Raw genomic sequence first — 26,354 nt, forward strand, 5'->3', positions numbered from 1 at the left:
CAGAGCTTTTCCCTATGAGTTTAACTAGAGCGAATAAAAGAATAATGAAAAGAGGAAGGAAGAAAATGAGAAAACCCGTGAAGCAGCAAGGCTTCGCGGGTTTTCTTGGGGTCTGAAAATATTTTAGAAAAGGAAATGTTTATCACGTTAATGATAGACTCAGATCAAACTTAGATCAAACTTCAGGTGAATCAAAACCACTCGCGACCTTGGTAGGTCACTTCGCCGTTTGCAGCTTCTGACTTTTCAAATAAGATACAAACGCCTCAGCGCTCTCCTGAATCTTGGCCTCTTCCATGCCCAAAACCCCCTGCAGCAAAAATGGAGACAGGAAGCTCATGCCGCACAGATTGGCGGTTGCCTGGAACGGACGGAGGAGTTCCTCCATCGTATAGCCGTTACGACCGCTGCTTTCGTAGGCTTCCGCCGGACCACCCGTGGATATCGCAAGCAGCAGTTCCTTGCCTTGCAGCTTGCTGCTGGCGGATCCATAGGCGAAGCCGTAAGACAGAACATCATCCAGCCATTGCTTGAGCAAAGCAGGAGAGCTGTACCAGTAAAAAGGAAATTGAAACACGATACGATCATGCTCAACGAGCAGTTGTTGCTCTTTTTCCACGTTAATTTTGAAGTCCGGGTATTGAGCGTATAGATGATGGAGCGTCATACCCTCTTCTTGCTTAAGACGCTCCGCCCAAGTTTTATTGACCTTCGATTGCTCCAGATTTGGATGCACCACAATTACTAACGTTTTCATTTAAAGTTCCTTTCTATAGCGAGGCTAACCTCATAATTTATTGTTTTTGAAGCTTTCCCCAAAAGGAGCCCTTTTATTAAAGGGTAGCAACTCCCGAGGCCGAACGCCTGAAAGTCGGCGATTTTTCGTTTCATTCAACGCTCCCTTATGGGGAGCGACACAAAAAGGCTGCCAACCAACTGGCAGCCTACTACAAGTTTTAATCCATGCTCCCGCACGGGGAGCGACTCAATCCATTGCGAATGGAAAGCAACTCGCGCCGGTTTCAATCCACGCCCCCGCACGGGGAGCGACAAGAACTGTCTGCTTTGGGTGAGGATGAACAGGGGTTTCAATCCACGCCCCCGCACGGGGAGCGACCAGGCAAAGATCCAACGGAGATCCTGTCATGTGGCGTTTCAATCCACGCCCCCGCACGGGGAGCGACATGTGAGCGGTACGGTCACCCTGGCTGCGGGGACGTTTCAATCCACGCCCCCGCACGGGGAGCGACGGCACGGCGGACTGCGTTCTATGATCTTTCGGAAGTTTCAATCCACGCCCCCGCACGGGGAGCGACGGTTTAAGGATCATCACGCGACGGCTGCTGCAAGTTTCAATCCACGCCCCCGCACGGGGAGCGACTCTTTGAACCCATCCTCAACAAGACTCTTTTGAAGTTTCAATCCACGCCCCCGCACGGGGAGCGACCGGATCTCCTAGTGCCACTCCGGCTCCAACGCCGTTTCAATCCACGCCCCCGCACGGGGAGCGACGCATCCAGCACCCGCGCCTACCGCGAAAAAGTACTGTTTCAATCCACGCCCCCGCACGGGGAGCGACGCTAGAAGGCGTCAAGTAACGCGTTTGCAAGCTGGTTTCAATCCACGCCCCCGCACGGGGAGCGACCGGGTTAACGAGCGCTACCGGAACCCGGAGGACGGTTTCAATCCACGCCCCCGCACGGGGAGCGACAAGAAGTGCTACAAGCACGCCTTTTACGTCAAGCCGTTTCAATCCACGCCCCCGCACGGGGAGCGACAGCATACCTCAAAAACCCTTGCTGCGCCTAGGTTTGGAGCCCCTAAAGTGCGAACCTCTTTATATGAGCTTTAAAATCAAAATTATTTTCGCCTCAAATAGCGAAATCCCTTGTTATTACTGAGGTGCGAACCTCCCAGGAAATTCATGTTAGCTTGGGGTTCGCACCTAGTTTACCTTTTCCTGACTGAGAGTTCTATCCTTAGTTGCACTCCCTCTCCACTAAGCAGACTAACCGTACAACAAAAAAGCCTGCCGCGTTTTCAAAACGGGCAAGCTTTTTAATCAGCAGGAGCTCTAGTTCCAAGCTGGCTGATTATTTTTGGATATAACTGCAGCAGTAGTCCGTAACCGTATTGATAACAAGTTTAAACTTAGCGTTCGCAGGAACAGTAAACTCGCCCTCGCCCTGAATGATGATCCATTCCTCGTTACCAGGAAGCTGTACTTTCAGATCTCCGGCCAGAATCTCCATGATCTCCTTGCTGTCCGTACCGAATTCATATTCGCCTGGAAGCATGATGCCAAGCGTTTTTTTGGTGCCGTCTGGGAAAATGACAGTGCGGCTCGTAACTTTACCGTCAAAGTATACATTTGCTTTTTTTACAGCGGTGACGTTCTCGAATTGGGACATAAAAGTTCGATCTCCTTCGTGGTGGTTTGACCGGAAACAGCATATGCATCACACGCTGCACCTTCATTCTTTACCGCTTTAGCATATCACAAGATTCGATACAGAAAAAGCCGGAAAAGGCGACTGCCTCTTCCGACTTCATCTCTTCACAGTTCAGGTGAACTAGATAAGCTCTTTCACCTTCGCAACTACATTTTCTACCGTGAAGCCGTACTCCTTAATGATGCGGTCTCCAGGAGCGGATGCGCCAAAGGTGTCGATACCGAGCACCGCGCCGCCGTCGCCTGTGTAGCGATGCCAGCCGAATGGATGCGCCATTTCGATGGCCAGGCGGGCTTTGACTTCCGGCAAAATAACCGAATCACGGTATGCTTTGTCTTGCTTATCGAACAGATCCCAGCTCGGCATACTGACGACACGAGCTTGAATGCCTTCTTCAGCCAGAGCTTTCTGAGCCGCTACTGCCAGCTGCACTTCGGAGCCAGTCGCCAGAAGCTGTACTTGAGGCTTGCCTTCGGCAGCTTCGGAAATGACATAAGCGCCGCGCTTGATGCCTTCACGAGCTTTTTCAGCAGTACCTTCGAGAATCGGCAGGTTTTGACGAGTCAGAACCAGCGCAACTGGATTTTTCTTGTTTTCCAGCGTGTAGGCCCAAGCTGCCGAAGTTTCATTGCCGTCAGCCGGACGAAGCACAGTCAGGTTTGGAATGATGCGGATGCTTGCCAACTGCTCGATTGGCTCATGCGTCGGACCATCTTCACCAACCGCAATGCTGTCATGCGTAAGCACATAGGTAACCGGCAGGCTCATCAGAGCAGCCAGGCGAACCGCTGGGCGCAGGTAGTCGGTGAACACGAAGAACGTGCCGCCAAATACTTTCATGCCTTGATGCAGCGCAATGCCGTTCATCGCAGCAGCCATGCCGAACTCACGAATTCCGTAGTAGATGTTGCGGCCGGCATAGTTGTTCGCCGTGAAGACGTCGATACCTTTCAAATGGGTCATCGTGGAGCTTTCCAGGTCAGCGGAGCCGCCAGCAAGCGCCGGCACATTTTTCGCCAGGCCGTTCAGCGCGTTACCAGAAGCGACGCGAGTCGATACCGGCTTGTCATCGGTCGTGTAAGCTGGCAGGTCTGCATCCCAGCCTTCCGGCAGATCGCCATTGATAGCGAGCTTGAACTGTGCAGCGAGCTCAGGGTAAGCTTGCTCGTACTTGGCGAACAGCTCGTTCCAAGCAGCATTGGCTTGCTCTCCCTTTTGCTTCACATCAGCAAAGTTGGCGCGGACTTCGTCCGGTACAAAGAACGGCTCTTCGGAAGCCCATTCATAGAATTTCTTGGTCAGAACCGTTTCTTCAACGCCCAGTGGGGAACCGTGAGGGCCGGCATGTCCGCCTTTGCCACCTTTGTTCGGGCTACCGTAACCGATGACCGTCTTGACTTCGATCAGCGTCGGCTTGCCAGTCTCAGCTTGCGCCTCGGCAATCGCTGCAGCCAGCGCTTCGAGATCATTGCCGTCCTCAACACGCAGCACTTGCCAGCCATAACCGTCAAAACGCTTCGCTACGCTCTCGGAGAAGCTCAGATTGAGATCACCATCAAGCGAAATATCGTTGGAATCATACAGCATGATCATCTTACCGAGTCCAAGATGTCCCGCCATGGAAGCCGCTTCGTTCGAGATACCCTCGGACAGATCGCCGTCTCCACAGATGACATAAGTGAAGTGGTTGACTAAATCCATGCTGTCTTTATTGTAAGTTGCGCCCAAATGAGCTTCTGCCATAGCCATGCCAACACCCATGCCCATACCTTGTCCAAGTGGACCGGTCGTAGCGTCAACACCTGCTGTATGGCCGTGTTCCGGATGACCAGGGGTTTTAGAGCCCCATTGGCGGAAGCTTTTGAGATCGTCGATGGACAGATCGTAGCCAGACAGATGCAACAGGCTATAAAGAAGCATGGAACCATGGCCAGCGGACAGCACGAAGCGGTCACGATTGATCCAGGTCGGATTGGATGGATTATGGTTCATCGTTTTGGCAAACAGTTGGTAGCCCATTGGGGCTGCGCCCATCGGCATGCCCGGGTGTCCGGATTTTGCCTTCTCGATTGCATCGATGGAAAGCGTACGGATCGTTGTAACAGATAGTTGGTCAATTGTAGCTTGGGTAATGGCCATTAAAAATTCTCCTCCTATTTTAGGCGGTTCAAGTTGTTGAGTTTGATCTTTCGCGCCGCCTTGCGAGCGCCTCGGATGTGAAACATTGTACCACTCTGAATATGTCAATGCCATCTGGCAGGCACTAACACAGGATGAAAGTTTCATGAATGCCTGCAATAGCATCATTATTTTTCAACGACAGCATCTGCTCCGGGCAAATTAGCCGTGGAAAACGACCGTTTTGTTCTGGTGAACGAGAATACGGTCCTCAGCATGCCATTTGACAGCACGAGCCAGAACGACCCGCTCGATCGTACGGCCTATGCGCTTAAGGCTCGGCACATCGTCCCGATGGCTAACCCGCTGCACATCCTGCTCGATGATCGGACCGCCGTCAAGCTCTTCCGTCACATAATGTGCAGTAGCTCCGATAATTTTTACGCCGCGGTTGTAGGCTTGCGCATAAGGCTTACCGCCAACAAATGCCGGTAGGAAGGAGTGATGGATATTGATAATCCGGTTCGGGAACTGCTCGATGACTTTAGGGGAAACGATCTGCATGTAGCGGGCCAGGACGATCAGATCCGCGTTGCGGCCAATCGTCTCCAACTGCTTGCGCTCAGCCTCCGCCCTTGTCTCAGCCGTAATCGGGATATGATGGTAAGGAATACCGAACGATTCCACCAATTCGCGCATGTCCGGATGATTGCTGATGACCATGGCAATCTCGACATCCAAGTCTCCTGCCTGCCACTGCCAGAGCAGTTCCAGCAAACAGTGATCCTCCTTGGAAACAAAAACGGCCAGACGCTTCTTGCGGCTAGCGCGGAACGTATGCCATTTCATCTCAAAACGGTCGGCTACACGGGTGAAGTCCTCCTGTAAAATCGGGAGCTGCTTATCCATATCGGCCAGATCGAATTCGAAGCGGATGAAGAACATACCCCCTTCTGGATCCATTGTGTACTGGTCGGACTGAACAATGTTCGCGCCATGCTCATAGAGAAACTGGGATACCGCGGCGACAATGCCAGGACGATCCGGGCAGGAGATCAGCATACGAGCCCGGCCGGGTTTGGCTCCGGCATCCCCTTGTGGAGATTGGTAAGAGTGAGGCATAGGATTAGAGACTTCCTTCCATGAGGGTGATGGTAGTTATAGGTGCCGGCTTTTGAGCAGTCCAGCACTAAAGTCGTAAGATGTCGACAAAGCACAGAAAACCGCCGGGATGAGAAGGGCCAGGCAGGCTGCTAATCAGCAGTCCGCGAGGCCTTCCACTCCGTCAGTTGTCCCTGTGCCTTAAGCTTGGGAGGTCGTCATGCCTACCGAATAGTTATCAGGTGTTGACCAATACCTTCTTGCCAGCAAACCAATAGGTAATAAGTTGATTGAGTTCTTCCTCCGCCGTATCCGGGAACTCCCCGGCTTCACGTACGAGATCATAAAGACGCTCCATCGGCTCGCGCGGGTCAGCCTTGCGGGCTTTGGCGTCGCTTTTGATCGTGTCCCACACGGATAACACATAGGTGCGGCGGTCGATCTCTTGTTTACCAAAGAAGTGATGCAGTTTCTCCAGTTGATCGTAAAAACGCTCCCCGAAACGCTCCATGCCGTCGCCGCGCAATAAGGCAATTTCTGCCTCATACATTGGGCGCTGCTTTTTAGGGTCCTTGCCGATCCATGGTGTTTCAAGAATGAACGGGCGCCCAGCAAGCGCTTCGTGATGGACGATAGCGTGGATGGCATCATAGCCGAGCCAGCCCGATCCGATTGGAGTATGACGGTCCTTATGGGCGCCGACAGGATTTTTAGTATCGTTAACGTGAACAACTGCAGCCTTGTCCAATCCGACAATGCGGTCGAACTGCTCCAGTACGCCGTCCAAGTCGCCAGCAAGATCATAACCTGCATCATGCATATGGCAAGTGTCCAAACATACCGTCAGGCGGTTGTTGTTATGAACCTTGTCCATAATTGCTGCAAGCTCCTCGAACGAACGACCGATTTCGGTCCCTTTTCCAGCCATCGTCTCGAGCGCGATGTTAACATCGGTCTCTGCAACGCCAGAAAGCACCTCGTTCAAGCCCTCAGCGATCCGGTTGATGCCGAATTCCGCATCCTTGTCGGTATAAGCACCTGGATGGAGCACGATGTTGCGGACTCCGATCGCATGTGTACGCCGGATTTCCTCCTGCAAAAAGCGAACAGCAAGCTCAAACGTATCTTCCTTATAGGAACCAAGGTTGATAATGTAAGGCGCATGCACGACAATTTCGCCGATACCTGCACTTTCCATAAGTTGCTTGCCCTCTTCAATATATAGAGAATCAATCGGTTTACGCCTCGTATTCTGCGGCGCACCGGTATATATCATGAATGAGTTGGAGCCGTACGAGATGGCCTCCTGCGTTGCTGTAACAAGCCCCTTATCGCTGAAGGATACATGAGAGCCGATTTTAAGCATGCTTCAACCGCCCCTTTCAAAAATTGGTGAGAAAACAATTAGTTTTATTCTACAGGGTGCATCGAAATAAAGCTAGGAATCGGCTATAATTTGGATTGAGGTGACATCGTTAATGAAACATATTCCAGATTGGTTCATGTACTTAATCGTTTTTTGGGCGTTTGTCATGGTTGGCTCAATGTCTGTCGGCGGGTACTTCATGTTCCGCAAATTCCTGAAAGTGCTTCCCAAAAGGGATGGAAAGTCCAAGTTGGACTGGCAGAACTACTGGGTTGAGCGCAGCCGCAGCTTATGGACGGAAGACTCCAAGGAGATGCTTGATGAGCTGGTCGCTCCCGTTCCGGGACCTTTTCGCGACATCGCCAAACATTCAATTGCTGCACGAATCGGACAAGTTGCCGTCGAGAGCGGCTCGACTGAAGTTACTCGTGCCCATTGCATAGAAGGCTACATTCGCGCTACGCCCAAGAGGGATTATAGAAGTCTTGTCACATTCCTCGACAAGCGCGGCATCGATTATTCTGCTTATCGGCATTTACTCAACCGCTAGTTGCCTACCGTTTAAATCTATTCGTTTCAACTGGCTGAACCCACGGATTGGCAGACTCGCTGTCAGGGTAATGGAAAGTACTTACGACTACCTCGGAGGTGCTGACCATGAATCTGATCCTAACCCGCCGTCCAAGCGGCAAAAAAAGAAATAGCTTTGCTCCTGCTAGCTTGACTCTAATGGCCATGTTGATGCTCGCCGCAGGCTGCGGTGCAAACCCAAATGACACCGCCAATGCTCAAAATGTAAGCGGTGGTGGCATAGTCGAGAGCTCTTCGGGCGTTTCTCCCGATTCGGCAGGCAAACCAGTGGCCGAGGCTACGCCTACTCCGGATAAGCCGGCAGCAGGCACAAGCAAACCTGCCACTCAGTCCCAGAAGCAGCAAGGTACCGGTATATTCAACGGTCTCGCAGACGGACACTCCGCCGAGATCAAGACCGATACTGACACAGTTGTATTTCAAGCGTCTACAGAGCAGATTGAACAGATGAACAAGTTTGAATTCGGTGATCCAGTTAGCTTTAGTTATATAGTGAAAGAAATTAACAGCGAGACCGAAGGTAAAATCAAACAGCTTTGGATTGTTGAAATCAAAAAAAAATCTTAATTGGCTTTTTACGGGTCTAAAAAAGCATAGATGTGAACGGAAGTATAGGAATGGAGGCTGGTAGCAATGAGAATCGCGATTACCGGCGGGACTGGCTTTATCGGACAGGCTCTAATGAAAGCCTTAATGAGCTTGGGACATTCCGGCTGGATCATTTCTCGCAGTCTTCCTGACAAAGCTCCTGGAAACGGGTCATCCCCGGCCGGGGGCTTTGTTCGTGTAAGCTGGGGCCAACTGGAGAGCTCGCCCCAATTGCTGAATGGCGTTCAAGCCGTCATCAATTTGGCAGGAGAAACGATCAGTCAGCGCTGGACGGAAACAGCCAAAAATCGGATTCGCAGCTCCCGAGTGGAAACTGCGGCTAAGCTGGCTGATATATTGAACCGAGCCGGCATCATGCCCAAGGTACTCGTGCAGGCTTCCGGAGTCAATGCCTACGGCTTTTCGGATTCTGCAGCCTTTACGGAAGAAAGTCCGACTGTAGAAGAGGATTTCCTAGCATCGGTTGTGAGAGATTGGGAGCATGCCGCGAAGGCCATTCCTGCTGAAAGAAAAGTCACGCTCCGCTTTGGAGTTGTGCTGGGTAGAGATGGCGGTGCTCTGCCTCGTATGCTGCTTCCTTTTCGCATGATGGCCGGTGGACCACTCGGTAGCGGACAGCAATGGATGTCGTGGATCCACCTTCAGGATCTGGTTCAACTGATTATCCATTCGCTCGACAGCGTAACGCTTGAGGGAGCCGTCAATGCAACAGCTCCTGAACCAGCTCGCAATAGCGAGTTCGGGAGGGCTGCCGCCAAGACGCTGGACCGCCCCTACTGGCTTATTGCCCCATCCCCTCCGCTGCGTCTTGCACTGGGTGAAATGTCTGATTTGCTGCTTAAAGGTCAGCGGGTTATACCTGCCAAAGCTTTGGCGAACGGCTTCCGTTTCCAATTTCCTTCCATCCAGGAAGCGCTTGATGATCTGCTGGCGAGAAGCTAACTTGGCTGCGCTGCGCCTTAGGAGCACGTGATGACTAGTGGTTATCCTAGGAGCTGAAGACTAACTACCTTGTGATCCTTTGTCCTTTGAAACATGATCTCAGATCACTGGCATTTATTCTCCTGTCTGTAATGCGTACGTATAGCCTTTAGTACCCGCAAGCTGGAGAACATCCCCGTTCTCCAGCTTGTAGCTTTTGTACGGGATCATGACTTGGCCGTTCAGCAACGAGCCATTTCTTGATCCGAGATCCTTGGCATGACATCCATTTGGCCTGCAATCAAGCTCGAGATGCAATCGGGATATGCCATGCGAGGAATCTACCCATTGCGCCGATTCTGATGAACGACCAATGTTGCATATACCTGCGGGAAGATCGTAGCTTTCTATGCTGCCATCGCGAGAGCGAATAAGGCGAGTGTCCTTCTCTATCCTGCCGAGCTCAGAAGGATTTCCTCCCAGCAACACCGTGCGTTCCGAAGCTGGAGCCGCCTTTTCGGAGTAGGATGAGCTCGATCGAACAGGCTGGGATACTTGGGATGTATAGGATTTATGAACCCCTTGGCCAGATGGTGATTCGTTGTTGGAGAAAATGCTCCAGCCCGCTCTTGCTCCACCTTCTGTTGCAAGCTGACCCTGAAAACCTGCCGGCCTCCAACGGGGCTCCTGCTTGAATGCGAGTGGTCCTGAATCAGGCTCAAACATTGAACCTGACCCACCATCTTGTTGCCCCTCATGACCCTCCGCCACCAGTACACGTTCATCTCTTCTTCGCCAAATATATAGGATCAAAACAAAGGCCAGTACAACAATCCCGGAGCATATGGTCATATTTGAACGAGTAGGATTGTCCAGATAAAGAAGTTTCCAGGGAACAGCTGCTCCAACTGCAGTTACCAATGCCAGTACCCCCCGGTTCAGCGGTTTTTTTTCGCTCCTCTCTTCAACTTGCGTTGGATCTACTTTATCGGAATACCGAAGAGGAAGCAGGTCATCCGAAGAGCGAATTCCAGGCATGCCGCCACGAGTATTTGCGTACCCGTCGTGCTCATTCTCCTCAGGCAAGTATTTACGTACTAGCGTATTTGCTACTCCGATCTCCTCTAGCGGGCGTCGCTCTTCCCTCTTACTGACGTTTAGAGAGTGATTAACGACGAATGGTTGAGCCATCCCGCGGATCTCTTCTGCGGCTTTTTGTTCTTGGCGGTCTGACGTGGCTGCCGATAAAGATAACAGCCTATTTTTGAGACGGGAAAGTGGGATCTTCTCGTCCCCCATCTCCTTCAGAACAGTTGGAAGATCCGAATCAATACGGCGTGTCGATCCCGCGCAAATCGCAGCGAGAGCAAGCAGTCTCGCACGTAAGGGCAACTCTGGAATCGTCCCTGCGCACAAAGGAACATACACTAACCCCAAATCGCTCCATGCTTCACCTACAAAGATATACGATTCATCCAAAAGCAAATTGTCGGCTACTAGAAAACAGGAGCGGCATTCTTCTATCGACGAAACAATGCCATAAAGCAGAAGATAAAGATCCTCTGGCTCCTGTAATCCTTCCACGAGCTGCTGCTTCAGCATTCTTTTGCCGGTCAGACGGTAACGCAAGCGAACTTGACCGTTGGTATCCTCCCATTCCATAGGTAAAAGACCGCCTACTGAAACCTCCTCCAGCATTGCCAGCTCCACTTCTTCGAGCTCGCTTCTGGCAAGCCCTCCTTCGCGTGACAGAATAAGCTCATGCTCACGATTCCACTCAAAATCAACCTGAAATTGACGCATGGTTTTTCTCATTCCCCCTATCCTCTTTGAACATCAATTTCCACTGCTCTAGTCTCTAGCCCAGCAGCTGCATTGCGATTGCCGCAGGCATTACAGCTATCATGAAAGGAAAACGAACCGGTGGCCTTGGCATCGCGTTATTCGCATCATGAACCTGATCCGACTCCAACTCCTGATTTCTATCACAATCCCGATCCCTGTCACTGTAACTATCACTATCCCTTTTCCGGTCAATGATAGAGCTGATGCGACGGCGCAGCTTAACAGCCAGCAAATAAATACCGCCTCCGATTCCTCCTAAAAGCATGGAATAGAGCATCAGCTCAAGTACAGAGGCAGCTCCTATCCATGCCCCAATTGCACCGAACAGCTTCACATCACCGGCTCCGATACCTCGGAGAAAGTAGAGCAGCAAGAGTGGAATAAAGCCGGCCGCTGCTCCCAAAGCTGCCTTTCCCAGGCCACCCATACCTCCTATAGATACATGTATCAGCAGTCCTGCGGCAAAAAAGCCACCTGTAAGCTCATTCGGAATACGCATCGTACGCACATCGCTCCAGAATGCCGTTCCAAGGAGCAAAGCGGTCCCGACCCAAATCAAGCTTGTCACTTGCTTCCCCCTTTCATTTGCACTGGCCCCTATTGCACTGTCCTCTATTGCGACCTTTACACAATCAGCTCGTTTTTTTCTCAACGTGAAAGGGCATAGTTGCGGTTCCGCCATCTGAGCTTGTCACAACAACCTCCCATATCCCGGAAGTTGTATTGCCGGATACGAGCCAGGTCCACTCAACTCTGCCCGTGGAATCAGCGGTTTTTGTACCGACTTGACGTGAAACGCTGTTGCCGCTTTTGTAGCGAACCTCAAGCGTAACCTGCACTCCTGGGGATGCCATGGCCGTTAGCGTAGCCTTGCGGCCTGGTCGGGCTGGCACCGGCGTTAAACCTGTGATTCGGACACTGCCCACTCCCGCCTCAGCTGGTTTACTTGAAGATGCCGGTACCGTATCCGGGATCCATACCCGCTCCGATGCCGTGCGGCGCAGTACAATTCTCTCCCCTGTAAAAGGAACTCGAATCGGGAATTCATACTCCGCTTCGAGAAGAATAAAGCTGTTTTCTCCGGATTCAAGATCCGGCAGTTGAACTCGCGATAGCTTAAGCTTGCTGCTCTGCAAGGATGTGTCCTCAGCCATTTTAAGCAATAGCGGCTCAAGTACCGGGCGGGCAGCCACATCTGTCGCCCAATCTGCTGCCGATTTCCAGTCGCCCTTGAGAACAGCTTCAGCCAATGGACCGGCAGGTTCAGGCAACTGACCCGCAACCTGTGCAGCGACTTCAGTCCACCCCGGCAAAGGCAGTTGGCTAGCCGGCTGGGCGGCACCCACTCGCGCCGCAACCTCCTGCTGCAGCAGCATCGCCGGCCTTATGTGCGCAGCAATTTGCTTGGCTGTGCCGTCAACCGTCCTTTGCAACGCTGTTTCCGCGGCGGAAAGCTGAATAAATGCTGTCAAAAGCACGAGCAGCAGCAGGAAAACAGGTAGAACAAGAGCTGCCTCCAGCAGCATAGAGCCTTGCTGGCCGCGCAACAGTCTGCTTTGATTTATTTTAGTAAGACCATCCGGCAAGCGAAATCGCTTCATATCGCCCTCCCGTTACTTGACCGTCCAATGCTTCTCCATACCCGATCAGCTTTGTCAATCTCGGTAAAAACCACAGCGGCAGCGAGCCTTGAAGTGCCACCGACGCGCCGGTAGAAACCTCGGAAAGCCTGGCCCCCGTACGATGCTCGATAAGCCCGATCATGCGGCTTATCTGTGAATTGCCGGAGCCATGCATGAGCGAAAACAGCCTCAAATAATCAAGATAGGTTAATCTTACAGGTACATACTTGGAAAGCTCTGCCTCGCCAGTAGCAGCCAATGACTGTATATCTGCAATTGCTTGCCGCAACCCATAAACTCCGGCCATGGCGAGTACAAGGAGCGGATGACCGGCACCGCGGCTTTCTACCAAACCTTCCATCGTTCGAATCGCTAGTCGCAGCGCGAAAAGCTCCCCATAAGCAGCAGCTAAATTTCCCGCAGGATTAACCATTCCATACAAAATGTATTCCAACTGCTGATTGCTGATGGAGGTCAGTTCGGACGCCGCATCCTGAGCCATTCCGCCAGTTAACAGTGTTTGCAGCATACGGGGATCCATCGAAGTAAATCTGCGGGCACCATATTCCGCTGCGAGCAATCGCTCGCCTCCTTGGGCTAACATCGCGGCCATTCCATCCAGTACTCCGCTACCTAGCTTCTGTGAGTCTGATATAGCTTCATCCGCATTGGTCGGCTTGCTTGCCGCAGCGAAATCCCTCTCCACATCCGATTGATTCTGCTCTACTCTCTGACCGCTCGCATCTCCATCCATTCCACCGGCTCCCTCGGATGCGCTTTCAGATTCCTCATGCGATGCGGTCAAACCTTCGTTGTAGGTTCTATTTCCCTTAGCCAGTTGGTCGACTTTCTGAAATTCCTTTAGCTCAGCCTCCGCCGCTTTCAGGCTATTAAATCCATCAAGCAGCTCCCTTGCCTGCTTCCATAACGAAGCAGCCTTTTTCTTCTCAGCTGCACGTAGTTCCTTGCCGCTATCTGCATTCATCACCTTGCTCCTAAGCTGCTCCAACTCCTGCCCTGGCTCTACGTAAGCCCGCCAGTAAAGCGACAGCCGCTCTTGTAAATCTGCAACATCACCTTGAAGTAATGGGATCAACGCCGGATTGCGTTGCTGGAGCGCATCCTCTAAGCGGTTGCCTGCCGACCTTGCATCAGCAGCAAATAGACGAAAGCGTTCTGCTTGTTTAGTCAAATCCTGTTCTATCTCCTGGAACCAAGGTCGCCCTAACAGCAGGCTGGAAGCATCTGCGATGTCTGCACCTATACTTGGCACTGCTACCCTGCTGTCGGGAGTTTTGCCATTAGCCGCTTCGCCTGGAAGAGCACGATTTCCTGAAGATGAGCCGGATGGCTTAGCTGCGAGAGCCTCAAGGGCTTTCTCCTCTTGCAGCGCAAGCTTCAGTTGAACCACCCCCTGTTCAACCAGCCGCTGATGTTGGTCTGCCGCGGCCGCCAGATCAAGCAACCTCCCCGCAACATCACCCGCATCGGTTTCATATTGCTGGATCAATACCGAATTAAGCTCAGGCGGCGGGGGAAGTACCGACGAAACTCCGGACAGAGGCGGCGGAATTGCCTGTACGGCCGCTTCATAGGCCGCGGTTGCCGCTTTGTCCAATGCAATCCAGCCAAGATAACTGCTATAACCCCCTGCTACAGTTGCAAAATCGACTGCATTCGTTCCGGCCCTTGTTCCAGCTCCTGATAACGGAACGAGATTGTCGGCCCCGGTTTCTTTGGCCAGCACAGACGCGGCTTCCACATGATTAATCATTTTCTCCAGTGCCGATTGCCGCTTGTCAAAAATCTTCTCCGCGTTCTGAAGAGTATCAACGGCGCCTGCAGTCTGCTCCATGGACTGTGCAAGCGGCCGAAATTTATCAAACAGCTCGATTGTGAGATCAATCGGTCCTTTATACTTCATCTCCTGTTCGACCTGACGGCGGAATACCGACCATTCCCCCAGCTTGAGAGCGGGCTGAATCGACTTGTTATCAATGCTCATCTGAATCATGTCGAGATTCCTTTTTTGCTCCACTCCGCCCGTAGAGCTACCTGTAGAGCCTTGCCCACCAAGGCTACCGCTTACCGCTGTCTCAAGAAGCTCTTCCGCGCTACTGCCGCCTCGACCGAACAAGCCGTATTGCTCGTACAGAGCTTCATCATAGGCCGATAGAACAGATCGAACAGAAGACTGAGCCATGCTGTCCAGCTTGTAGTTGAAAGCGGCGATTCGCGAAAAATCAATGAGCAACGCCATCAGCAGCAGCACCCCAGATACAATCATGCATGTCCAAACTGTAACAGCTCCCGAAGTTCCCGATAGTCGAACTTCTCTCCAGTTAGCAATATGCCTAAGGGCGGCCCGCAGCATAGTCCTTCAACGCCTTCCCAGCCGAAGCAGCCTTCATGTCTCGGGACGCCTGAAATTTGGCCGTGTAATATCGCACCAAATCTACGCTCCGTATAAACTCTACCGGGTCTGTTACAATCGCGGATGCCCTGACCTCTCCCGACTTGCCGCTCCTGGACGGAATCCCCATCGGCAGCCGCAAACGAGTCTCAGCTTGCCGGTTCAGCACTCCGCGCTTATACATCATTTCGCCGTGTAGCTGCGGGGATAATCGGCTCCCAGCCTTACCCAGCTTAATGGCTGTAAGTGAACCCGCCGCAGCCCCATTTCCCCCTACAGGTAGAGGTAGAGCTACAGTGACCGAGGCCTGTTGCCCGTCCTCAGGAGACGCAAGTTGCAGCAAGCCCTGCAGCAAGTTATCCTCCGCGAGCCTCCAGTACAATCCGTCATCTACTCCTGCGGCAGGCAGGCCGGAGGCTCCTCGCTTGCTGTTGTCCCAGTGTAGAACAGCTGCTTCAGATGCCCGGGCAGCCCCACTCTGAGCAACACCGCCCTGAAAGATGATTAAAACCACTATCAGCCATAACAAGGTTGTAGTCATCATTAACGGGAACACCGACACAGCCTCCAGCGTGTGGCTGCCCCGATTATCGGCCGCAAATCGACGCCACCATCCGCTTTTAGCCCTATTCAAAAATCGTGTTCGCCTGATCATCTGCTTTACCCATCAGGTTATTGACCAGACCGATGATCCAATCCTTGAACAACAAGGCAATAATGATAATGACCGCGATAATCAAAATGATTTCCAGTGTACCGAGACCTTCCTCAGACTTGGAGAAACGGCGTAGCCCCTTCCGGGCTTTAAAGCCCCACATAAACAATTGATTCATCTTCATTCATCCTCCTCATTCAATTCCTGCTCTTCATAGAGTCAGAACATGCACATCTCACAAGGCCTCAAGCTATCATTCCATCAATCCATCAGCCGTTCATCAAGAGCATGGCGGGAGCTCCCACCAGCACCATCAAGATAAAAAAGATTCCGGTAAGCGGAAAAACCAGCTTAGAGGAAGCTTCCTCCCCGCGCGAGCGCGCCGCACTTCTCCGTTTGTCCCAAAGCGGCAATGAGATTTCTCGCAATGAAAGAGACAGCTGGTCGCCTCCTCGCCGATAATTAAGAAGTAGCACTGTTGTGAATACCGACACTTCCTGCACGGCGCAGCGTCTGCTGAAAGCCTCTATAGCTGCGCTAAAAGACTGTCCATTAGACATGGCCTGTACAGCTTTCACAAGCTCGTTATGCAAGAGACTTTCCCTCCCATGTCCAGGAGGCCTGTCCGCGCAATGAGCCAAAGCCCGATGCACGGTCTCACCAGCGCCAATAAGCAGTGTCAGCTTGCCCAGCAAATCCGGCAGAGCGAGTAGCAGCTCCTGCTTGCGTCTGCGAGCCTGATTGTGCACCTCTCGAAGACGTCCAATAGTGAGCAGCAGACCACAGATACAACCTAACCAAGCAATATTGGGCTCTCCTGCTATTCCTGCCACAAGCAAACCTGCCGCCGCTGCCAAATAGCCATATCCAGTTGCGTTAGCTGCAAATAGCCTCGTTTCCCTTACAGTCCACTGCTCACCCTTGAGAGGTCTCATGAGCGCATGTAATATGGCTAGCCTGTCGTCCAAAACCTGCGGCATGCCGCGAGTTTCCAACAGCAAAACGATAGCTTCCGCTCCAAGCCTCCTTCCGAGCTCCCGCCTGCCGCGTGTGCTGCTTGAGCTAACAAGCGCTCGCAACACAGCTTTCCAGCCTGAGGAGGCGGAAACAAGAGCAAGCCAAATCAACCCCATAACGGCTGAAGCCAATACCAGTCTCATAGAGTCTTATTCCCCCTTCACAGTCTAATGTCCATAATCCGCAGCATTAGCCAGCCGCATAACCCGAACAAGATAACAGCCACCGTAAGCAGCATATAGCCAAACACCCCGTTATAAAGCGGCGCCATATAATCAGGTGCTGCCACATGCAAGAAAGCCAAAAACACAAAAGGAACCGCCAACATGATTCGAGATTCTAGCTTTTTGCGTGCGATCAGAACCTCGATCTCCTGATTGACCTCGATCCGCTCTCCAATCATTTGCGAGGTTCGACGGATGATTTCGACCAGATCGCCCCCCGTCCGCTTGCAAGTGGTGAATACGTCAGTAAACTGCCAAATTTCATCTACTCCTGAGCGTGAAGCAAAATCAATTAACCCTGATTCCAACGTCTCCCCATTAGCGTAGCGGCTGCGGATTCTTTCCAGCTCCTCCATCAGATCCGTATGCGATCCGGGGTACATCAGCTTCAAATCGTCAAGAGATGCGAAGAGTGCATTTTCAACAGAGCGCCCGGCAGCAAGGGAAGAAGAAAGCGAAAATAACATCTCCTTGAAATGCAGCCTGAGCCTGTCCTGTCTCCGCCTTCTGGCGTAATCCCGATAAAGAGCCGGAGTCCAAACACCTAACATGGACGCAAGCAGAGCTACCGGCACATTCAAGTAAAAGAGATAAAAACCAGTAAACAGAATGAGTCCGCCTGCTGCAAAAGCTAACAGGAACATCACCCGAGTCAGTTCAAACTCGCTGTAATCTCTCCCGTTCCTGATAGCGGATATTCCGTTTTTCCGCCGTATCGGCCATCCTAGCCTGGAGAGCCGCGATTCCATCATTCGCAAAGACTTTCACCTCCCCAAGACTGCGCATTGCCGGCACGGAGCCATTTATCCTGCCTTTGAAGCTGGGCTCCAGTCCGCTTTAGCGACCCACGTCCCCCACCTTCTTCTCCAAAGACAAAAAGCGGCTCCAGCCCGATCTCTCCTTCGCTGATGCCAATGAGCTGGGATATTTCCAACACCTTGCGGGAATGATCCCGCATTCGCGACAAATGCACGATAATATCAACCGCGGAGCTGATCTGTTGGCGAATGGCAGCGATCGGAATATCCGCCGCTCCAAGCACCATCGTCTCCAGGCGGCTAAGCATATCTTTGGCGCTGTTGCTATGGCCGGAGCTCATGCTTCCATCATGGCCAGTATTCATCGCCGCGAGCATGTCTGCCGCCTCAGCTCCCCTTACCTCACCGACGATAACTCGGTTAGGCCTCATCCGTAGCGAAGCCCGAATCAGTTGACGCATCGGCAGCTCGCCCTTGCCCTCGGTATTGGCGTTGCGCGTTTCCAGCCGAACAAGATTAGGAATATTCAGTTGGAGCTCGGCGGAATCCTCGATTGTGACGACCCTTTCATCCGCAGGAATGGAGCGTGAAAGAGCGTTTAGGAAGGTTGTTTTGCCACTGCCCGTACCACCGCTTATAAAAATGTTATAACCCGCTTTGACTAAGTCTCCCAAAAAGGCAGAAGCTTCTTCCGTGAGGCAACCGATAGCAATCAACTGTTCCATCAACAGCGGCCGCTTCGGAAACTTGCGGATGGTGACGATGGGACCCGACAAGGATGCCGGAGGCAGCACGATATGGACACGCGAACCGTCTGCAAGCCTGGCATCAACGATAGGCGAGGACTCATTGACGGCCCGATTCACACCGGCAACGATAGCTTGAATCAGATCCTCAAGCCTGTCCCTGCTCTCGAACCGATCCTGCAACGGTTCAATTCGACCCGCTCGCTCGACGAACAGGCGCTCATGCCCGTTGATCATAATCTCCGTAATGGAGTCATCCTCAAGCAAAGGCTGCAACACATCAAGTCCGCGGAAAGAATGGTATAGCTGACGAACGAGCCGAAGCCTGCCGGAGGAAGTCAGTTGCCGACTGCCCGACCAACTGTCCACCCCCGACTCTACCGCTGTCAGCAGCTCAGCATCACTAATTTCACCACCGAGATTAATTGACCGTCTAATATGTTCTCGCAGTCGCGCTGCGACCTCCTCATCCGGTGTGGTCAGATCAGTCCCAGCGCTCATCCCTGTCCTCCAGAAGAGATGCCCTTCTCTAACCTCTCGAGCATGTCTCCTATTGCACGGATATAGGCAGTTGGCGCGTCAGATGCTTGAATAAGTGCGTCCGCATGTGGGAGATGAAAGGCATATGACAACGGCTCTTCATCATGTGTGAGCTCTCGCCACGCCCCTACAGTTTCAAAAGCTTCTGACTGCCTGCAGCGGCTCCTTACATGGACAATCCGCCCTTTGGCTGCTTCCACCGCCTCTGGGTATCTTCTTTGGGCTTCTTTCAGCGCCAGTCGAGACTTCTTCATCGATGAAGGCGAAGCTTCCGACAACCAGCAAACGGCATCGCTCCGCGACCAGATCGCTGCCGTTGTCTCGTCAAGGGAGCTGTCCAGATCAACAATGATCAGATCATACATGCCGCATCCTGCTAAAGTTTGCAACAACAGATCAGCATCTTCACCAGTCATGGCCGTTCGTTCTTCGGGCCCAGGCGCCTCGCCAAAATAATCCGTTTTCATGATGCGGCTATATCGTCTGAGGCGGACAATCTGCTCGCCGAGATCCGGCTTACCCGCCTTGAGCGCATAAAGTAACGCTTCAAGCCCTCCCTCATGGGCAGCTGCACCATGTTCCTGCAGCTGCAGCTCTGAGGTATTGTAGCGCTCAAGATTCAGGTAGAGTGTTCTCTTCCCCCTCTCTCCTGCCAAGCGAGCAAGCCACAATGAGCAGGTCGTTTTGCCAGCTCCGCCGACTGGATCATAGACCGCTAATATAGCGGTTCCACTGTCATGAAGTCGTAATCTGTCAGGCTTGCCAGCATGTAATGCCTCGATACAGGCAAGCAGCTCAGGAAGAGGCTGATATTGAAGCAGTTCTGGCAAACCATCCCCCTCTCCCTTGCGCCTGACAAGAGCAATTGCCGTCATATCGCACGGCAGCGCCCCCGCTTCCATCAGTAGCACGGGCTGAACAAGCAATAGATGAACCGGATAACCTCCTTTCAAGTATTGGCGAAGCGAATCTCCGCTTGTACATGAAGTAATTCGCCAACGCTGCCCAAATGGCGATTCCCGCACGTATTCCGAGAGCCGGCGCACATATTCTCCTTCCTTAGCTGCTACTACCAGCTCAAGCCTAGCCATGCCTAACCCTCCTTAGAGAACGCAAAAAAGCACCGCAAACGGGCAGACGATCTGCCGGTTTGCGGTGCTTCCGCAAGTTCAGTTCAATAATTTGAATCGAATATATCATGGGAACATTCATCGGTCAATGCCATTTTTGGAATAGAGATCCTAATATCGCACTTATCGATAAATGATTACACCCAAAGCGATTGATCAGCCTTTAGCCAATGCTTCCTGCATTTTGTTCCAATCGCTTGTGAAGCGCTCAATACCAATATCAGTAAGTGGATGTTTCCAAAGAGATGGGAGTAATGAGCCTGGGATCGTCGCAATATGAGCTCCTGCGAGTGCAGCTTCCTTCACATGCTCCAGGTTGCGGACGCTGGCCACAATGATTTCCGTAGAAAAGCCATAATTACGAATAATCGTAGACAGATCGCGTACCAGATCCATGCCGCTCATGCCGATATCATCCAGCCGTCCAACAAACGGGCTGATGAATGTTGCTCCCGCCTTAGCGGCCATAAGTCCCTGAGCGGCGGAAAAAACAAGCGTGACATTCGTCTTGATTCCTTTTTGGGAAAGAGCATGAGTCGCGTAAAGACCATCCTCGGTAAGGGGTACCTTAATGACCACATTAGGAGCCCATTCCGCGATTTCCAACGCTTCCTTGAGCATTTCCTCGCTCGTTGTCCCTGTTACCTCTGCACTGACAGGACCAGAAACAATGCTGCAAATCTCTTGCACGACTTCCTTGAAATTTCGTCCCTCTTTTGCGACGAGCGTCGGATTTGTGGTGACACCATCTACCAGGCCGAGCTTGGTAATTCGTTTGATTTCTTCCACATTGGCTGTATCCAAGAAAAATTTCATCTTGTTCTTCCTCCTCCGATCATTTCCTAGGAAATACTGCATGTAACGGCTGTTTCCTGACGTCAGAATACTCCTAATAGAGCTTGGTTTCAAGACTCTTTATCCAATCTTCATCGACAACTGACGTTAGACGTTGTTATATTGACGTCCGTCACGAGAGGACAATGTCCGCCAACAGATGACAACCTGGGTCTTAAATTACTCTTCAGTAAGCTCAAGGAATTTAGAGATATCATCGCTGCTTAGAGCGACTGCACTGCTCCAGAAAGCATCCTGCTGCAGGTTGATTCCCAAGTGCTTGAGAGCCAGCTCCTCCACCGTCATGCTCCCTGTATCGCGAAGAAGGCTAACATATTGCTCCGCGAAAGCCGGGCCGCTCTCCTTGGCGCGAGCATAAAGACCAGCACTGAACAGGTAGCCGAACGTGTAAGGGAAGTTGTAGAACGGTGTATCGGTGAAGAAGAAATGCAGTTTGGCTGCCCAGAAATGAGGGTGGACTTCGCCAAGAACGCCGCTGTAAGCCTCACGTTGTGCAGCCGTCATTAGCTCGTTAAGACGCTCAACGGATACTTCCCCAGCGCGACGCTCCTCATAAAAGCTCAGTTCAAACAGTAAACGCGCATGAATATTCATGTAGAAGGCGACGGCGTTTTGAATTTTCAGCTCCAGAAGGGCAATTTTCTCCTCTTTGGTGTCCGCTTGCTCTAACTGGGATTCTGCAACGATCATTTCGGCGAACGTCGAGGCGGTCTCAGCCACGTTCATTGCATATTGTTTCGAGAAAGTCGGCAAATCTTCCATCACATACGCATGGTAAGAATGACCAAGCTCATGCGCCAATGTGCTGACATTGTCCACGGTTCCGGAATAGGTCATGAAAATTCTTGTCTGAGCACTCACCGGGAACGAGGCGCAAAAACCTCCGGGGCGCTTGCCTGGACGATCTTCGACCTCGACCCAGCCATCCTTGAAAGCCATTTCGGCAAACTGGGCCAGCTTGGGATCAAAACCCGCGAACTGTTCTTTGATTGAGGCACATGCTTCATCGTAGCTGATCTTTTTTGTGCTGGTGCCAAGCGGCGCCGTAATGTCATGCCAGTCCAGCTTTTCTACGCCAAGCAGCTTCGCCTTGCGCTCAAAATAGCGGACCAAGTCCTTTTTGCCCTCATTGATCGCAGACCACATGGCATCAAGCGTAGCCTGGCTCATCCGATTCATCTTGAGCGGCTCTTTGAGCACATTGTCCCAGCCTCTACGGTCATACAACTTCAAACGGAAGCCAGCGATATGATTGAGAGCGTCCGCACATAACTGGGCATGCTCCGACCACTCTCTTTCCCATTCGCTGAAAGCCTCGGCGCGCACGCTGCGATCCGCATCCGTCAGTCGATTAAACATTTGGCCGGCAGAAAGAATTTGCTCCTTGCCCTCCTTATCCTTGGCTCGGAACTTAGCGCGCGAGACGATTGTATTGTAAAGGTTGCCCCAGCCATGATAGCCATCAACTGCCAAATCAGCCGCAAAGGCTTCCAACTCCGGGCTCATCTTCTCGCGAACATTTTGACGGCGCTCATTCAGATAAAAGCGAACCGGCGAGCTCTGTACCCAGCCATCCCAAATCGAGTCAGGCGTGCGGCTGATGAGGTCATCAAAACGAGTCATAACAATCGTATAATCCGCAACCAGAGACTGTACCTGGCCGTTCAGTGCAGCCGCAGCGCTATCGTGAACGTTCTGGGCCAGCAAACAGCCGACGAAGCTGTCGGCTTGGCCTAGACGCGCAGCAATCGATTGAGCGGTCTCGGTCCAGCGATCCATCTGCTCCGAACGCGCTCCAGGAACACCTTCGGACCCCGAGGCAGCAATCACTTCTTTCCCGAGCAGGGCTATATCCTTCTTCAACCCTTCCAGCTCGGCTTTCAATTCTGGAGACACAGAGCCGCCAGGGTAAAAAACATCCAAATTCCAATTAAGTGGGTAAGCGGACGTTGACATCGTATCTCATCTTCTCCTCTCAACCGGGCCTCGCGCGTTGTAAGCGCTTAAGCAATGTTATAAATTGCATAGCGTGTCCGGCCGTTGTATGCTACCATTATAGCCTGTGCCGCAGCCTGTCCGCCACTAAACCCGGACTGCTGCCAATTGGCAAGGAGGTATTCCATCATGTCTAGACCGCTTCAAATATCCGCCGAAACGGCGGTCATGCTCGCGAAAGAGCTGAAGGTTCCACTTGAGCACCTTATGCACATGCCTCGCCATATTCTTTTGCAGAAGATGGCCGAGTTGGCTCGTGTCCAATCCGAGACGATGGAGCCTGAGTCAACTGACTCAACTGACTCAGATTCTAAAGACAAGCCGGATGAGCAATTATGATTCCTTTTGACAGAGCATGGCCGTACGATGTGGAAATGAAGGATGTGTATTCCTCCTGCCCCTTCTGCAAGAGAGAACATGTGCTTCTCCCGCTGAAGCCGACCGAGCTGAAGGATATTGCGGACGGCGCCAAGAAGCTGCTCGTATTTCCTTGCTGCCATAGCCGAGTTACCATAATTGACGCAGACCGCGATTATCTGCTGATGGATACGCAGGTGCGCAATCTTTAAGTAGTTGCATGACTGATTAACAATAAGAGGGTGTACGCGAAGCAGCTCATCTGCTCACGTACACCCTCTTCATTTATTCTAAATTCAATATCCATGCAGCCGAACAGCCTTAGTAAAGATTAAGGTGCGCCGAACCATTTCCCTCCGAGTCCATCATCCATTCCGGAACTTCCTGAGCTTGCTCCCGAATGAGCTGCCACTGCCGACGGCTCGCCTGAATCATCGCGGTATCAATAATGGATCTGTCCTGGACGACACGCGAAAACCATCGAACGGCTTCTCTAGGCTCATCCAATCGTCTGTGAAGCTCCCCAATCAAATACATCAGCTTGGCATCATTGTCCACATGCTCATTCTCAAAAACGGATTGATAGGCATCTAAAGCATGCCTGAGAAAACGTCTTTCCTGTGTTTCTTCCCGACCATATCGGTAAAGCCAGGCTAGATGATGAAGCATGCCAGCAATCAGCCTCTCCTTATCCCCGATCGCTTGCGCGCTCATGAGCGCCAGCTTGTAACATTCGAGCGCTTGCTCCCTCGTCCGCGAACCAGCGTAGTGACGCGGTTTCCAGGTCGTGCCGATCAGCCGGAAATAAGTTTGCTTCTGATCTGGCCGGAGCGACTGAGCGCTATTCTCCGTTGTAGAGAATCCGCATTGAGGACATACTCGAACGACATAAAAATCGGGATTAACTTCTGCTTTATAATAGCCGCAAAAATCTGAATCGACAGCTTTGGCTCGCTTGAAGCTAGAACGCACACGCGAGGTTAAAAACGACATATCGCAGTAAGGGCAGGTGATCTCTGTCTCATAAAGCGGCTCCATCTGCGAATCATCTCCCTAAAAAGCTCTATTCCTCCCGGCCGTCAAGCTCTGTGTTAACGAAATGATAGGCCGGACCGGAAAGGCGGTCTATGACAAATGTTCGGAGGTCCTCCGGCATACCGATTTCTTGCGCAGCTTCGTCCATACATGCCAGCCATGCGGCAGCATGATCCTTTGTAATACGGAAAGGGAGATGGCGCGCTCTCATCATGGGATGTCCATGCTGTTCAGAGAATAGCGGAGGGCCTCCGAAAAACTGGCTCAGAAATTGAATCTGTTTTTCCATAACTGGGCCAATGTCCCTTTGAAACAATGGGGCCAGAAGCTCATTTTTCACAACGCGCGGGTAAAAGGCATGCACAAGACGCTCAACTGTCGCAGCCCCTCCCATAAGCTCATAAGGACTGTTTTGTTTATTCATCGGTTAAACACTCTCCAATTATTAGTTCTAAAGATCCATGATTATAGTCCTACCCAAATAGTTCGAAATATCTAAACAAACACGAAAAAAATGCCCGCATGGCGGGCATTCGGAGGTATGGTAAAGGTAGGAGCTCAGCTTTCGTAATCTTCTTCTCCAGGAGCCATGAGGGACTCGCGAATCACATACACAAAAGCGCATACCAGAATGCCTGCGACAACACTCATTCTCATCACTCCAAGCCTTTAGAGTAATGCTATTGTACCATAAAGCTTGAGGAATGCCACCCCTTTTTGCAAGCGTTTTCTAAAATTTTTAAATTGTTTTGATTTTTCTGAAAACTCATATCCATTCTGATTTCCTGGCCTGTCTCATAGTCTGTTTTAAGGACAAACTTCGGAGCCTTCAGGAAGGAGAGCATTGTAAAATGCTTCGGACTCTTTTGCATCCATCCACTTTAACCGCTCTCATCGCTGTGCTGCTTATGCTTCTAATGGCCTGCTTTCCGGCGCCAGTGCTGGAATCTTCACTAAAAGGGCTTTCCATCTGGTGGGAAGTTCTTTTCCCGGCACTGTTTCCTTTTTTTGTTCTCTCCGAACTTATGCTTGGACTTGGTATTGTTCATTTTGCAGGCAAGCTATTGGATCCATTTATGCGACCTGTCTTCCGTATTCCCGGCAGTGGCGGATTCGTCTTGGCAATGGGCTATTTATCCGGCTATCCGGTCGGTGCGAGGCTGACCTCGCAGCTCTGGGACCAAAGGCTGATAAATAAAGTAGAAGGGGAACGGCTCGTCGCGATTACGACCAGCTCTGATCCTATTTTTCTGATCGGCGCCGTTTCCGTCGGCTTCTTCCATCAGGCAGCAATTGCCCCTGTGCTGGCGGCAGCCCATTATGGCGGCAGTCTTCTCATCGGACTGTTGATGCGATTCCATGGCCGTGAAGAATCGACGTCGGACGCAAGATCAACTTCCAAAGCCCGTCCTCAGCGCGGATTATCCGCTGCCTTAAAAGCGATGCATGTTGCCAGGCAGCTTGACGGCAGGCCTTTCAGCGTTTTGATCAAGGAAGCCATCCAATCCGGCTTAAAACTGATGATCGTAGTCGGAGGTCTTGTCGTGCTTTTCTCCGTAATGATGGAGCTGCTTCGGCAAGCAACCTTACTGAATTTGCTCGAGCAAGCTCTCGGGTTAGTTTTCCAAACTTTCGGAGGCTCCCCCACCTCAGCTACAGCGATTGTAAACGGGCTGTTCGAGGTAACTCTTGGCGCCAAGTCAGCTGCTGAAACTGGGGCTCCACTGGTGCATCAAACAGCTCTTGCCGCATGGGTGCTCAGTTGGGCCGGGCTGTCGGTGCATGCCCAGATCGCAAGCCTGCTCAGCCATACCGGCATGCGTTATAGGCCATTTCTAATCGCCCGCTTCCTGCATGGCCTGCTGGCAGCTGCGCTCGTTTACATCCTATGGGGCTGGCTTGGTCCTGCATAATATATTTAGTCAGCCACCGTCGTGAAATGAAACAGGTTAAGTTGGTCTCGCACATTGTGTTCGTTTTTAATTTCCGCTATCATCAGGGTA

At 51.9% G+C, this 26,354-nt stretch carries 25 protein-coding genes and 1 CRISPR repeat array; of the genes, 6 read left to right on the forward strand and 19 right to left on the reverse strand.

Annotated features, from left to right (window positions below; all coding sequences use genetic code 11):
• Positions 1-217: 217 nt before the first annotated feature.
• The 5 genes from CGZ75_RS11950 to CGZ75_RS11970 form a co-directional block, all read right to left on the reverse strand.
• Positions 218-757, reverse strand: coding sequence for an NAD(P)H-dependent oxidoreductase (locus CGZ75_RS11950; protein ID WP_089524360.1), 540 nt, complete (start codon positions 755-757; stop codon positions 218-220).
• A 127-nt stretch (positions 758-884) separates the two neighbouring features.
• Positions 885-1,778: a CRISPR direct-repeat array (repeat unit 32 nt; unit sequence GTTTCAATCCACGCCCCCGCACGGGGAGCGAC).
• A 315-nt stretch (positions 1,779-2,093) separates the two neighbouring features.
• Positions 2,094-2,411: a pyrimidine/purine nucleoside phosphorylase gene (gene ppnP, locus CGZ75_RS11955; RefSeq protein ID WP_089524361.1), complete on the reverse strand. Its 318-nt coding sequence runs from the start codon at positions 2,409-2,411 to the stop codon at positions 2,094-2,096.
• Between the two features lie 162 nt (positions 2,412-2,573).
• On the reverse strand, positions 2,574-4,592 hold the full coding sequence (tkt, locus tag CGZ75_RS11960; protein WP_089524362.1) for a transketolase: 2,019 nt from the start codon (positions 4,590-4,592) through the stop codon (positions 2,574-2,576).
• Positions 4,593-4,793: 201 nt separating this feature from the next.
• Entirely contained in the window at positions 4,794-5,693 is a 900-nt protein-coding gene (purU, locus tag CGZ75_RS11965; RefSeq protein WP_089524363.1) for a formyltetrahydrofolate deformylase, read from the reverse strand.
• Positions 5,694-5,910: 217 nt separating this feature from the next.
• The gene (locus CGZ75_RS11970; protein ID WP_089524364.1) at positions 5,911-7,038 is read right to left on the reverse strand and encodes a deoxyribonuclease IV; all 1,128 of its coding nucleotides are present in this window, start codon (positions 7,036-7,038) and stop codon (positions 5,911-5,913) included.
• A 112-nt stretch (positions 7,039-7,150) separates the two neighbouring features.
• On the opposite strand from CGZ75_RS11970, the gene CGZ75_RS11975 reads away from it, so the two are divergent.
• The 3 genes from CGZ75_RS11975 (at position 7,151) to CGZ75_RS11985 (ending at position 9,180) form a co-directional block, all read left to right on the forward strand.
• Entirely contained in the window at positions 7,151-7,588 is a 438-nt protein-coding gene (locus CGZ75_RS11975; protein WP_089524365.1) for a DUF2621 domain-containing protein, read from the forward strand.
• A 107-nt stretch (positions 7,589-7,695) separates the two neighbouring features.
• Complete coding sequence (locus CGZ75_RS11980; RefSeq protein WP_089524366.1) at positions 7,696-8,196, forward strand: hypothetical protein; 501 nt, start codon at positions 7,696-7,698, stop codon at positions 8,194-8,196.
• A gap of 66 nt (positions 8,197-8,262) precedes the next feature.
• Complete coding sequence (locus CGZ75_RS11985) at positions 8,263-9,180, forward strand: TIGR01777 family oxidoreductase (RefSeq protein ID WP_089524367.1); 918 nt, start codon at positions 8,263-8,265, stop codon at positions 9,178-9,180.
• A gap of 114 nt (positions 9,181-9,294) precedes the next feature.
• On the opposite strand, the gene CGZ75_RS11990 is transcribed toward CGZ75_RS11985, so the two are convergent.
• From CGZ75_RS11990 to CGZ75_RS12045, 12 genes are all read right to left on the reverse strand, one after another.
• A complete protein-coding gene (locus CGZ75_RS11990; protein WP_089524368.1) occupies positions 9,295-10,974 on the reverse strand; it encodes a DUF6382 and FHA domain-containing protein in 1,680 nt (559 codons plus the stop codon).
• 43 nt (positions 10,975-11,017) lie between these two features.
• Complete coding sequence (locus tag CGZ75_RS11995; RefSeq protein WP_176444782.1) at positions 11,018-11,572, reverse strand: A24 family peptidase; 555 nt, start codon at positions 11,570-11,572, stop codon at positions 11,018-11,020.
• A 64-nt stretch (positions 11,573-11,636) separates the two neighbouring features.
• Positions 11,637-12,605 carry a hypothetical protein gene (locus tag CGZ75_RS12000; RefSeq protein WP_089524370.1) on the reverse strand — a complete coding sequence of 323 codons (969 nt, stop codon included), beginning with the start codon at positions 12,603-12,605 and terminating at the stop codon, positions 11,637-11,639.
• Positions 12,571-15,000 carry a hypothetical protein gene (locus CGZ75_RS12005; protein WP_176444783.1) on the reverse strand — a complete coding sequence of 810 codons (2,430 nt, stop codon included), beginning with the start codon at positions 14,998-15,000 and terminating at the stop codon, positions 12,571-12,573. The genes CGZ75_RS12000 and CGZ75_RS12005 overlap by 35 nt, the downstream gene beginning before the upstream one ends.
• Positions 14,981-15,673 carry a hypothetical protein gene (locus CGZ75_RS12010; protein ID WP_141136729.1) on the reverse strand — a complete coding sequence of 231 codons (693 nt, stop codon included), beginning with the start codon at positions 15,671-15,673 and terminating at the stop codon, positions 14,981-14,983. Before CGZ75_RS12010 ends, CGZ75_RS12005 begins: the two co-directional genes overlap by 20 nt.
• Complete coding sequence (locus tag CGZ75_RS12015) at positions 15,666-15,872, reverse strand: Flp1 family type IVb pilin (protein ID WP_245850789.1); 207 nt, start codon at positions 15,870-15,872, stop codon at positions 15,666-15,668. The genes CGZ75_RS12010 and CGZ75_RS12015 overlap by 8 nt, the downstream gene beginning before the upstream one ends.
• A gap of 91 nt (positions 15,873-15,963) precedes the next feature.
• Entirely contained in the window at positions 15,964-16,854 is an 891-nt protein-coding gene (locus CGZ75_RS12020) for a type II secretion system F family protein (RefSeq protein ID WP_089524373.1), read from the reverse strand.
• A 17-nt stretch (positions 16,855-16,871) separates the two neighbouring features.
• Positions 16,872-17,687, reverse strand: coding sequence for a type II secretion system F family protein (locus CGZ75_RS12025; protein WP_245850835.1), 816 nt, complete (start codon positions 17,685-17,687; stop codon positions 16,872-16,874).
• Positions 17,684-18,940: a TadA family conjugal transfer-associated ATPase gene (locus CGZ75_RS12030; protein ID WP_089524374.1), complete on the reverse strand. Its 1,257-nt coding sequence runs from the start codon at positions 18,938-18,940 to the stop codon at positions 17,684-17,686. Before CGZ75_RS12030 ends, CGZ75_RS12025 begins: the two co-directional genes overlap by 4 nt.
• Positions 18,937-20,070 (reverse strand): P-loop NTPase family protein, encoded by a 1,134-nt coding sequence (locus CGZ75_RS12035; protein WP_089524375.1) that lies wholly within the window; start codon positions 20,068-20,070, stop codon positions 18,937-18,939. The genes CGZ75_RS12030 and CGZ75_RS12035 overlap by 4 nt, the downstream gene beginning before the upstream one ends.
• A gap of 195 nt (positions 20,071-20,265) precedes the next feature.
• Positions 20,266-20,925, reverse strand: coding sequence for a fructose-6-phosphate aldolase (fsa, locus tag CGZ75_RS12040; RefSeq protein ID WP_089524376.1), 660 nt, complete (start codon positions 20,923-20,925; stop codon positions 20,266-20,268).
• 198 nt (positions 20,926-21,123) lie between these two features.
• Positions 21,124-22,920 (reverse strand): M3 family oligoendopeptidase, encoded by a 1,797-nt coding sequence (locus CGZ75_RS12045; RefSeq protein ID WP_089524377.1) that lies wholly within the window; start codon positions 22,918-22,920, stop codon positions 21,124-21,126.
• 168 nt (positions 22,921-23,088) lie between these two features.
• On the opposite strand from CGZ75_RS12045, the gene CGZ75_RS12050 reads away from it, so the two are divergent.
• Together CGZ75_RS12050 and CGZ75_RS12055 are read left to right on the forward strand one after the other, a co-directional pair.
• On the forward strand, positions 23,089-23,298 hold the full coding sequence (locus CGZ75_RS12050; protein WP_089524378.1) for a YycC family protein: 210 nt from the start codon (positions 23,089-23,091) through the stop codon (positions 23,296-23,298).
• Positions 23,295-23,528, forward strand: coding sequence for a hypothetical protein (locus CGZ75_RS12055; protein ID WP_089524379.1), 234 nt, complete (start codon positions 23,295-23,297; stop codon positions 23,526-23,528). The genes CGZ75_RS12050 and CGZ75_RS12055 overlap by 4 nt, the downstream gene beginning before the upstream one ends.
• A 109-nt stretch (positions 23,529-23,637) precedes the next feature.
• Here CGZ75_RS12055 and CGZ75_RS12060 read toward each other — a convergent pair whose 3' ends face one another.
• Together CGZ75_RS12060 and CGZ75_RS12065 are read right to left on the reverse strand one after the other, a co-directional pair.
• Entirely contained in the window at positions 23,638-24,354 is a 717-nt protein-coding gene (locus tag CGZ75_RS12060) for a DUF2225 domain-containing protein (RefSeq protein WP_089524380.1), read from the reverse strand.
• A gap of 25 nt (positions 24,355-24,379) precedes the next feature.
• A complete protein-coding gene (locus tag CGZ75_RS12065) occupies positions 24,380-24,775 on the reverse strand; it encodes a globin domain-containing protein (RefSeq protein ID WP_089524381.1) in 396 nt (131 codons plus the stop codon).
• A 427-nt stretch (positions 24,776-25,202) separates the two neighbouring features.
• Here CGZ75_RS12065 and ylbJ point away from each other — a divergent pair, with 427 nt between their 5' ends.
• Positions 25,203-26,264: a sporulation integral membrane protein YlbJ gene (gene ylbJ / locus CGZ75_RS12070; protein ID WP_089524382.1), complete on the forward strand. Its 1,062-nt coding sequence runs from the start codon at positions 25,203-25,205 to the stop codon at positions 26,262-26,264.
• Positions 26,265-26,354: the final 90 nt, after the last annotated feature.

The sequence above is a fragment of the Paenibacillus herberti genome (assembly GCF_002233675.1).
Classification (GTDB): domain Bacteria; phylum Bacillota; class Bacilli; order Paenibacillales; family Paenibacillaceae; genus Paenibacillus_O; species Paenibacillus_O herberti.